The 8,749-nt window shown below is 50.1% G+C and carries 7 protein-coding genes; all 7 read right to left on the reverse strand.

Annotated elements, in window-relative coordinates; translation table 11 throughout:
• Window positions 1-146: 146 nt before the first annotated feature.
• Entirely contained in the window at window positions 147-1,442 is a 1,296-nt protein-coding gene (locus Q0R57_RS14175; RefSeq protein ID WP_294749077.1) for a TlpA disulfide reductase family protein, read from the reverse strand.
• 11 nt (window positions 1,443-1,453) lie between these two features.
• Window positions 1,454-2,548 (reverse strand): TlpA disulfide reductase family protein, encoded by a 1,095-nt coding sequence (locus Q0R57_RS14180; RefSeq protein ID WP_294749079.1) that lies wholly within the window; start codon window positions 2,546-2,548, stop codon window positions 1,454-1,456.
• A gap of 12 nt (window positions 2,549-2,560) precedes the next feature.
• The gene (locus tag Q0R57_RS14185; protein WP_294749081.1) at window positions 2,561-3,274 is read right to left on the reverse strand and encodes a DUF5041 domain-containing protein; all 714 of its coding nucleotides are present in this window, start codon (window positions 3,272-3,274) and stop codon (window positions 2,561-2,563) included.
• Window positions 3,275-3,279: 5 nt separating this feature from the next.
• Window positions 3,280-5,283, reverse strand: coding sequence for a redoxin family protein (locus Q0R57_RS14190; protein ID WP_294749082.1), 2,004 nt, complete (start codon window positions 5,281-5,283; stop codon window positions 3,280-3,282).
• A 203-nt stretch (window positions 5,284-5,486) separates the two neighbouring features.
• Window positions 5,487-7,463: a TlpA disulfide reductase family protein gene (locus tag Q0R57_RS14195; RefSeq protein WP_294749084.1), complete on the reverse strand. Its 1,977-nt coding sequence runs from the start codon at window positions 7,461-7,463 to the stop codon at window positions 5,487-5,489.
• On the reverse strand, window positions 7,453-8,073 hold the full coding sequence (locus tag Q0R57_RS14200; protein WP_294749085.1) for a hypothetical protein: 621 nt from the start codon (window positions 8,071-8,073) through the stop codon (window positions 7,453-7,455). Before Q0R57_RS14200 ends, Q0R57_RS14195 begins: the two co-directional genes overlap by 11 nt.
• Window positions 8,060-8,617 (reverse strand): RNA polymerase sigma factor, encoded by a 558-nt coding sequence (locus Q0R57_RS14205; RefSeq protein ID WP_294749087.1) that lies wholly within the window; start codon window positions 8,615-8,617, stop codon window positions 8,060-8,062. Before Q0R57_RS14205 ends, Q0R57_RS14200 begins: the two co-directional genes overlap by 14 nt.
• Window positions 8,618-8,749: the final 132 nt, after the last annotated feature.

An 8,749-nucleotide genomic window follows, 5' to 3' on the forward strand; every position in this document is an offset into this window, starting at 1 on the left:
TATATTCCTTTAATCTCTTTCAACTAATTGTGCCCCAAAATACATTCCCCACAAATATATTTCAATAAAATATGCTAATCCCCACAGAATTATCTCTCAAGAACCATCTATTCCCCACAAATTTCTTTTCCGATGATTTTTATGTCTCAATCGATGTTTAATGCTTTCTTGATAATCGGCTCCAGTTCCTCGGCATCTGTGGAGGTGGAGAGGATGGTGCCGTCGCGATCAATGAGGTACATGGCACCTCCAGCATTGCCTGCTCCGTTCTTGCGCCACACACCGTTCTCGTCGTTCAGTTCTAACAGACTCTGCCAAGGATAGCCGTCCTTCTTCGCTGCATTTTCCATCGCTTGGCGATTACGTTCACGGGCGATGGCAACAACGGTGAAGCCCTTGTCCTTATATTTCTCATAGACGGGAATCATGGCAATGCTGTGGCTACGGCAGGGACCGCACCACGATGCCCAGAGATCGATAAGGGCGACTTTGCCTTTCGTGAGCGTGGAGATAGGCACGAGCTGGTCGTCTATATTACGCACGGTGTAGTCGATGTAGAGCTTTCCAGGCTGTAGGCGGTAGGCCGTCTCAGCTGTGGCAATCTGGTCGTGAATGGGGTGGCCGGGGTAGTAATTGATGAGTTTGTCGTGATAGAGCGTCAGGTATGGCTCAAACTGCGACTTGTCGAAGTTCACATAGACGTCTGCATGCTTGAGGGCTTGGATGGCATCAAGTACATCGTAAAGCGTCCAAAGCATGGGGTGCTCTGCATCGTAGGCGAAGCGGAAGGGCACCAAGTCGGCGGTGATGCTGTCACGACGCTGCATCAACTGCCAGCCAGCGTCGGTATATCTTGCACGTTTGTTCTGCATGTAGTAATCGACCACTTGACGGATAGAATCGACATACGTCTGTGGCAGACTATCCACATTCAAAGACCGTGCCTTGGTAATAGTAGAGATGAAGTCTGCTTTGTAGAACTCCGCCCTATGGCTCTCGTCGTCTATCTGATTGTCAATCACCTCGACGGGGTTCCAGAAGCGCAAGTCCTCAATGCTGTCCTTCACCGCGTGCTTGCGTCCTTCCTCGCCGTTGCTGACGATATGTATGCGTTTGTCTTTATACATCGTGACGTTCACGTTGCAGTTCTCGGCCAAGAACTTGCCCTGATACCAGCTGCCCGTCTCTTGTTGCTTCAGAAAGAATACCACATAGAGCCGTGGGAAGTCGGTCTCGATGTCGTAGGAGAAATGCCCGTCCTTGGCTTTTACATGAAAGCGCGGCTTGTCCACCACACGCAGGTCAGTCCCTGCCTCGCAGATGATGACTTCGTCGCCCCATGCGTCGGTCTCCAATGTACCTTCGACGTGGCATTTTACTTGCGCCTGCCCCGTCGTTGCGACGAGGGCGAGCAGGATGGTGATGATGATTTTCTTGTTCATATTAGTTCGATTTATTTGTTGTCGGGGAAAATCTCTTCAAGTTTCGCTTTCAGTTCTTCTACGCTGTTAGGCACGGCAATGATGGTGCCGTCGCGGTCGATGAGGAATAGGGCACTATTTTGAGTGCCGTGCTTACGGAATACGCCGAACTCGTCGTCAAGGTCAACGAGGCATGGCCAGGGGAAGGTGTGACGCTCGATGGCCTTGCGCATCGCGTTGGTGGACTTGAATTCGTGGGCAAGGCTGAACACATTCAGGCCACGATTGCGGTATTCATTATAGATGGGGATGATGTCGCAGGCGTCGCGGATGCAGGGCGAGCACCACGAGGCCCAGCAAATGACGAGCGTCAACTTATCCTTGTAGTATTCAGAGGCGCGGACTTGCTGCCCGTCTATTGTGCGCACATCGTAGTCGTTGTACTTTCGTCCGCAAATCTGATAACCCACAGCCTCTTGCTCGGCGATACGCTGATGCACGGGGTGGTCAGGATAGAGCGTGGTGTATTGGCGGTGGTAGATGTCGAGCATAGCGGCAAGGCCCGTGTCATTGAAATGAAAGCCCTTGAGCCGCCCGTCGAGTTCGAACAGGAAACCGAGCATCGGGTGGGCTTTGTAGTAGTCAAGCGTCCATTGGTGGTATTCGTTCTCCAGTTTCGCCATCTTCTGCTTGTCGTTCTCGTCCAGTTTCTCATAGGCAGACATGAACTTCTCTTCGGCAGCTTGCTCCATAGCGTGCCACGCCTGATACTCCTTGCCTGTGGATTGGATGTCGAATTTGTCGCCGTCGAGCTGGATGGTCACGGTCGCGCCGTCCTCCACGAAGAATTCTCCTGTGCGGAGGGTCATGCCCTTCTCCATCACCTCGCCGAAGTCCACGATGTGCCAGCGCTCTATCTGCGCATCCTCCACATCACACTCGAAGTGTCTATCCTTCACCACTGGTCGTAGCTTGCTGTCTTTCGGGTCTTCCCCGTCCCGATAGATGACTAGTTCCACAGGTGTGGTTCCCTCTGCTACAGAACCGATGACATGACTTTTCACTTGCGCCTTTGATGTAAGAGCGGCGAGGGCGAGCAGAATGGTGATGATGGTTTTCTTGTTCATATTCATTTCGTTTTATTTATGGAATACTGCGCCAATGATATAATAGTGTGGGCAGAATTTGAAGTAGTCGCTGGTCTTGGCTTTCTCCTCAGTCAGTTCGGTCTCTCCACAGAAACGCCATCCTTTTGCTTGCTCATCCCACCAGAAAGAGCCGTAGAAGACAAGGGGAATGAAGGTGTCAAGGGAGAACGAAGTGGGCTGGTATGGCGCTTTCTGATAGCGGTAAATGGTTTGGGGTGCTCCGGGAATAGGCTTCAGCGTCAGTTTCCATGGCGAGGCATCATTGCGAGAAGAACGCAGGGTGATGGTCTCGATGGAGTCCGACTGAACGGGAGAGAAACCAACAGCGAGGGTCTTGGCCAGGCGATAGATGCCACGCTTAATGTCGTCGGCATCGTTCTCCGCATAGATTTCCTGTTGGTCTTTCTCGTTGAAATCGGAAATCATGGTCTTTGTCCTGAAGCCGTACAGTTTCTTCTCGTCAATCATCCCCTGCTGGTTATACTCGCGGATGACGATGGTGAAGCCCGACACGGAGTCGCGCAGAGAGGAAATGTCATAGGTGTAAACTTCGTAGCCACACAAGGCCATGTGCTCCATGAAGTCTTCGGGCGTGGCTGCTACTTTTTTGATTTGACTTTCCCTTTGGCCGTCGATTTTCAATTCTTGTCCATGCCCCGCCATTGCAACGAGGGCGAGGAGGGTGAGGATGATGTTCTTATTCATATTTGTCAGAATCTTTCTGCGAGTTTCTTTAGTTCGGTGCTTTTGAACTGGCCGACGTGGAAGTCGTGCTCGATGAGTTTGCCATCCTTACTGACCAAGGCACCACGAGGAATGGCAGTGAAGTTCAGCATGGTCTCGAACTGCTTCCATTCGTTGTTGGTGATATAGATGTGCTCGCCCTTGATATTGTTGTCAGCCATCCATTTTTCGCCAGATGTTTTCTGGTCTTCGGTGGTGATGTAGAGGAACTTGACGGCCTCGTCCTTCATATCCTCCACGAGTTTCTTCTGACTCATCATACCCGCACGACATGGGCCGCAACTCATCGCCCAGAAATCGAGGAAGAGGGTGTTGCCCTTGTAGGGCGATACAATCTTGTTCCACAGCGCATTCTGCTCTTCTGTCCAGTTGTTACCTTTTTCGTCTCCACCTGTTTCGGTAGCCTTTACGAAGTTACGGTACTCATTTACGATGGCTTGTGCCACCTGCACGTTCTGTATGCCAGCCAAGGTCTCACCGACTGTGTTTGCCATGTAATCAAGTATTCCATCACGGTGTCCATGTTCATCAAGCCGACCTAACTTGTCTTCCTTTAGGTTATTATCCATATGGTTAACAATATCCTGTGAGAGACGGAGGTCGTTCATGAAGGTACCCACCATACCATAATCATCGCGGCGTCGCTGACCTACAATAATACCTTGCTCGTTGGTTATGGTCTCCCATTGCCCAAGCAACGGACCGAAGAGCGTACGATTCACGAATACCCACTGGCTGCTTTCGCTCACGGCAAGAGGGTTGTTGTAGATGAGTTCCTTATTCTTCAAAAGTGTACCATAGACAGCCTTCAGGTCAAGCGGAACGTAATTGGAATTCGGCTCACTCTTCCAGCTGCCATCTTCAAGTTGTGTGTTGATGGTCTTCTTGTAGTCATAGCTATCCGCCACATCTTCTATCTCAATGCATTTGTTGGCCACAGCCGATATCATAACGAGATCCTTACCCATGGTGCTCAACGGAGAGTTGATGAGAGCCTGACGGAAGGCCTCGTCGGCAATTATCTCGTTGGCCTGACGAGCCCAACGCTCAAGCATGGGCTGGGTGACATCCTTACCCTTCGCTATCATGGCTTCAGCCTCTTTGTAGTTGTATTCCTTCCTGCCATATTTCTCCAAGTATTTAGGCAGAAGGGTGTTTATCATGGCTGATTCGCTGTTGCTGCGGAAGGTCTTGAAACGAGGCCCTCTGCCATCAGGAGCCCCTTCCATGGTGGTGAACATCTCGAGTGTGTCACCAGGAGCGACGTAGATATCACCGAAAGGATTTGTATAAACAAACTGCTGATGAGGAATGTCGAGTTCGAGCGTGTAGCAGTTGTTTTCATCCATCGAAGCAACTGCATTCTCCTCGTGGCGCGTAATCTGATCAGACACCCTTGCCGAAACATCGGGAAGCATACTTGCAAGTTCCCTTGGTGTCTTTGTCACGTAAATCTTAACCAGTGCCTTTCCAGATGGAAACCCATTCTTGTAAGGTTTGTTGCTGAAGTGCCATGCGGTGTCGGGGGTGAAAGGACGACTCATATAGTAGTCGAAATCAAGTGATTCAGGGTCGAACACCTTTGACTTTTTAGAGGCCTTTGCCTTTGGCTGCAACCTGATGCCATAGTAGTTTCCCAATGGATTATTGCCCACCTCTATATAATTAAACTCCTTCACGCTTGCATCCAGCGGTTCGAAGTATATGGTACATGGTGTGCCGTCGGCAGTAGCCCGCTCTTGAGCCTTTACGCCTTCCACACGCAAGAACTTAAACTCCTTGCCTGTGTTGCGGTCTGCAAGCACGGTATTGTTGAGGATTGACGAGCCCTGCCTGAGAACACCTCTTACGATTGTGGCCTCTTTCGTCAGTTCAATCTCGGTAATCTCCATCCACGAAGCGGAGTATTCAATGACCGGATTCTTAATCACTTTTCCCGCCATCACCTGTAGCGAGACTAATAAACTCAAAAGTGTTGTTGTAATAAATCTCATTGTCTATTTTTTTATTTTGATTGTTCATTTTATTATATATACGCTGTAATTGCGGAAATATGACGCTGCGGGATGTTAAACTTTCATAATCTCGCAAACGGCACAGGACGCATCACTGCGGCCCATGCCGATTCTCGGGTTGAATCAAAATCTGTCATTAGTTTCAATATAATTCGCGATTATCTCAACTCTTTTAAAACCGATTCGAGCTCTTCCAAATTACGAGGGCAGGCCACGATAGTTCCCTTAGCATCAATGACGATCAGTTCGGGATAGGAACGTATTCCGTATGCGGCAAGTGCGTCTCGGGGGTTGGTGTCTGGATTGGGCATCAACTGCGGCCATGTCAGCCCGCGCTGCTTTACTTCCTCCCGCCATCCTTGCACACCGAAACTGAAAGCCAAGGTGACGAACTCCACACCACGGGAATGGTAAGCCTCGTAAAGCGTCTTCATGGACGGATGGATTTCAGATCCATAACCGCCAAGGCCATGCCAGAAATGCAGCACGACATATCCCTTGCCGATATATTCGCTTAGCTGATGTGGGCGGCCCTTCGTGTCCACCAATTCGAGGTTGGTGTAAGGAGTGCCGGGACGGCGCTTCTCCAGCCCTTCCACGTATTCGCGCATCGGTGCCAACAGGATGTGATGCGAGAAAGCATAGTCGTCACTAAGGTAAGGCTTCAGTTCCTCGTAGCTCATTTCGGTATAGACAAGGCTGAGTGCACATGCTGAGATGATATTGTCACGGTTTTCACGGACAGCCTTGAGAAGCCGCTCGCCGCGCTGGCGGTTGATTTCCGCTTTTTTCTGAATGTCGGTCTCATGGAGCTCGGCCAGGCGTTCGCGCTCTACTGTCTGCAGGAAATCGTTAACCTTTTGGCTGGTCTTGCCCCCTTTTACTGTCAGGTGCTCCATGTCTGCAATGATAGGCTTACCGTCGGTATAGAAGTAAACGGCTTCTCTGTTATCGAGATATATCCGGCACACCTCGTTCTTCGGCAGTTTGCAGTTAAAGGAGAATTTGCCGTTGGTGATAGGGCACGTCCCCAATAGTTCAGAGGTAATACAGCGTCTCACTTCCACTTTTTGGCCTTTCAAGGGGGCAGTGCCACTAATCTGACAATCCACCATCTCCTTTCCCACCATTTCATTCATCAGCATACTGTTATAGACAATGGTCTTCGATACCTGCGTGGTGGTGATCTCTGAAGCGGCTGTCGGCGCACGCGTTACATCAGTGTCTCTGTCACCCTCGTATAATTCGCTCTTCTTGTAAATCATATAGCAGGAATAGCCCAGGATGCTCTTCAGGTTTTCATTCTTTTCGCTATCAACTAACGGCTGGATATTGCTCAACGCATCGAAATACTGCTCTTTTGTCAGTTTTCCGCTGAATGCATTGCACGTCTTGTTGAGCACCACTCCGGCTGCCGTCCTGCCTTGCGGGGTCTCGCGCTGGAATATCTCACAGGTGCGCTTCACCTTGGCCATGAACTCTTCGACAGACATGGCATTAGCTTGGGCGTTATACTGCAACCCCGCAACAAAGGTGCCTGACGCGCTGGGCCGTTTATAGTGGGCGATATAAGGTCTGTCGTCCATTTTCCATCCGCTGATTTCGTATATCATTCCGTCCATCAGGAATGTATCGCCGATTTTCTTGTCTGGATCAACGGTCTGGTCCCACATCAGCAGTAGAACATATATCCTGCCGTCTGCCTCTTCAAAGGAAATCAGGCGGATATTCTTGTTGAGGTCGAATGTCACAGCATGTATCATCGGATGTTGGGCGTCTGTCATCAACTGGAACTTAACGCCTGGCAGAGGTGAGTCGCCGTCGCTGGCATCATGGATATAGATGGTCTTGGCATTCACGGCCTCCGACCTGAAAGCCTTCTCCAAATCCAACATCCGGGGCGTGAACAACGGACCGTAGTATTTACTGTCCAACTCCTCACCGATGGCAAACTGCTGGGCAAACTGATAAACATTGAGTCCGTCCTGTGGAATATTGAGCCGGTGAACGCCATACTCTTTCGATTCCACGAAAGCATTCAGCTTTTCCCTGATGTTGCTGGAGCGGGACGTCTGTGCGCTGCATGCAATAGCAATCAGCAATGCCACGAGGGCAGTAAAAAGTCTATTCTTCATCTTCTTCTGTTTTTACGTTATACATGTTGTCTGCCGTCTGGGGTCGGCCCTCTTTGTCGAGGGTGTGCAGGATATAGCTGTTGACGATGCGCTGCAGTCGCTCGTCAGCACGTATAACCTTGTTCATCCGCTCTATGTAAAGGCTCTCATCCACTTGGGCCAGTTCGCGTTCTATCTTGTCGATATAGTAGTCAAGACTGTCAGTTGCTGGAATGGTTGCAGAAACCTTATGAGCAATGACTGTTGCTGTGCGACGCTGATTGGCTGCTCTGGCTTTATCCGTGACAGCCTTCTCCTGGGCAATCATTAGCTTCGGTTCCTTTATTTCAGCTTTTAACGAACTGTCCTTTTGCTCTATCTGCTGCGTCACCAGTGATTGCACTTGTTGTGGATCTACATTATTATTACGGTGAAGCGTCAGCAACAACAGGACACTGGCAGCTGCGGCTATTGCCGATGCGATGTAGAGCCTGATACGTCGTGCAGGCTTAGGCTGCTCAGTGGGTAAGTCTGGCAGACTGTCCATGATGCGGTCGGTCAGTTCGTCAGGGTTGCAGACGTCGGGCTGCTGTTCCTGCAATCGGCTCAATATTTCATCAATCTTCATCATATCCTAAATTCTTTAGTCGTTTACGTATTGTCTGTCGGGCTACATAGAGATTGCTCTTTATCTGCCGGGCATCCATGCCGGTTATTTGTTCTGCTTCTTCAGATGAGAGACCTTCCAGTTGGCAGAGGGTGAATACCAGCCGTTGCTTCTCGCTCAGTCCTTCGGCCAGTGTCCTTACGATGGCTATCCATTCGTCGTTTTCCAACTTGCGCTGTGTGTCGTCGCCCGAAGCAAAGCGGTGTAGCGCTGTCAGGTCTTCCGGCTGCATGGCGGACACTTTTTCAGCCTTCATGCGATTGAGGCATAGACGTGAGGCTATTGTGTAGAGCCACGAGGTAAAGGGCTGCTGGGGATTGTAGCTTCTGATAGCCAGCCAAGCTCGGACAAACGTATCCTGCACCACGTCTTTCGCCTCTTCCTCGTTGGCCAGCATCTTCAGCGCAAGCGAGAACAACATGCGCTGATAGGTCTGTACCACCCATCGGAAAGCGGCCTTGTCGCCGCCCTGGCATCGTGTGAGTATTTCGTCCTCTATCTGTATCATCTTTTGTAGGGCCTTCTATTATAGTATACAACTAAAACTGGAAAAAGTCGAAAAGAAGATCCGTTTTTTTCTATTCTACCTTCAGTTTTTCTTTTCCTTTGTACTTCGTCATGTCGCTGACGATGACCTGCT

It is taken from the genome of uncultured Prevotella sp., from assembly GCF_946407605.1.
Taxonomy (GTDB): Bacteria; Bacteroidota; Bacteroidia; order Bacteroidales; family Bacteroidaceae; genus Prevotella.